1 protein-coding gene and 2 pseudogenes are annotated in these 1,187 nt (G+C 60.0%); 1 reads left to right on the top strand and 2 read right to left on the bottom strand.

Features of this window, described 5'->3' with window-relative positions; genetic code table 11:
• Window positions 1-199 (bottom strand): annotated as a pseudogene (locus I5W_RS00280) (HlyD family secretion protein); the annotation flags it as partial.
• Between the two features lie 181 nt (window positions 200-380).
• On the opposite strand from I5W_RS00280, the gene I5W_RS00275 reads away from it, so the two are divergent.
• A complete protein-coding gene (locus I5W_RS00275) occupies window positions 381-905 on the top strand; it encodes a MarR family winged helix-turn-helix transcriptional regulator (protein WP_044527751.1) in 525 nt (174 codons plus the stop codon).
• A gap of 46 nt (window positions 906-951) precedes the next feature.
• Here the strand turns inward: I5W_RS00275 and I5W_RS00270 are convergent.
• Window positions 952-1,187 (bottom strand): annotated as a pseudogene (locus tag I5W_RS00270) (prolyl aminopeptidase); the annotation flags it as partial.

Raw genomic sequence — 1,187 nt, 5'->3', positions numbered from 1 at the left:
CTTTCCGATACTTGCCGCGGAACTGGTAGTACAGCACCCAGGCTACCACGATCACCAGCACCAGCAGGCCCAGGGCGCGCAGCACGAAGCGGGCGCGTGGGCTCATGCGTTTCGTGGGGGGCGTGTTCTGGCTGCCGGTGGAGGCGGATCGGGGCTGCGGTGGATGGGTTTCTGGGTTGCTGGAGGTGGCGTCGGTCATCTTTTTTATCCTAATATCGGGGGCGATGATGGCTTGGGGCTGCCATTCAATACGGTGCAATACGGTTTCAATACGCTCTTGATACCAGGGCAATACGGCATCAATACAGCTTCAATAGGACTTCGATCACACGAAGAAAGAAATTAATGAGGTACCATATGATATGGTATCTGGAAAAATTATGTCTACACGCTTTACAAACGATCACAGCAGCGCCGCCGAGGCGCTACGCGACTTCTACGTGCGTTCGCACCGCGCGTTGGACAAGCTCATGGCGGGCGAAGGTGCGTCCCTGGCCCGCAACAAGATGCTCGGCCACATCGAGCGCAACAGTCCGGTGCGGGCGGCCGATCTGGTCGCGGCCTTCGGCTTTGCGCCGCGTACCATCACCGAGGCAATCGATGGACTGGAGCGCGACGGCCTGGTGTTGCGTAGCGCAGATACCCATGACCGGCGCGTCAAGTACATCGCTTTGACAGCGGCGGGCAAGGAAGTGCTGCGGGCGTCGGAACCCGTGAAGAAAACCTTCATGGATGGCCTGTTCACGGTGTTGAACGAAGAAGAGATCAGCGCGCTTACCACGGTGCTGGGCAAGCTCAATACACGACTGGCGCAACTGGAAGAGGTGTATGCGAGCGCGTCGCCACTGGCAGCGATGACCAAGGATGAGTCGGTCGGCAAGCGCAGCCGCAAGAAAGACGGATAAAAAAACGCTCCCGCGAGGGGAGCGTCTGAACCAGGGAATGCAGCGATCAGCGATCGGCAAAACGGTCGGTGGCCGCAATCAACTGGTCGAGGATGCCGGGTTCGTTATAGGCGTGACCGGCGCTGTCGATCAGGTGCAGTTGCGAGCCTGGCCAGACCTGGTGCAAATCCCAGGCCGACTTGGCGGGCGTCGCCAGGTCATAGCGGCCCTGCACGATCACCCCGGGGATGCCCTCCAGCCGCGACGCATTGGCCAGCAACTGCCCCTTCTCCATGAAGCCCT

This window comes from Herbaspirillum sp. B65, from assembly GCF_000333555.1.
Taxonomy (GTDB): Bacteria; Pseudomonadota; Gammaproteobacteria; order Burkholderiales; family Burkholderiaceae_D; genus Herbaspirillum; species Herbaspirillum rubrisubalbicans.
This window is presented reverse-complemented; position numbering and strand designations above follow the sequence as displayed.

Coding starts and splice junctions, on each gene's coding strand:
- I5W_RS00275 (WP_044527751.1), top strand. CDS start 381: ATGTCTACACGCTTTACAAACGATCACAGCAGCGCCGCCGAGGCGCTA.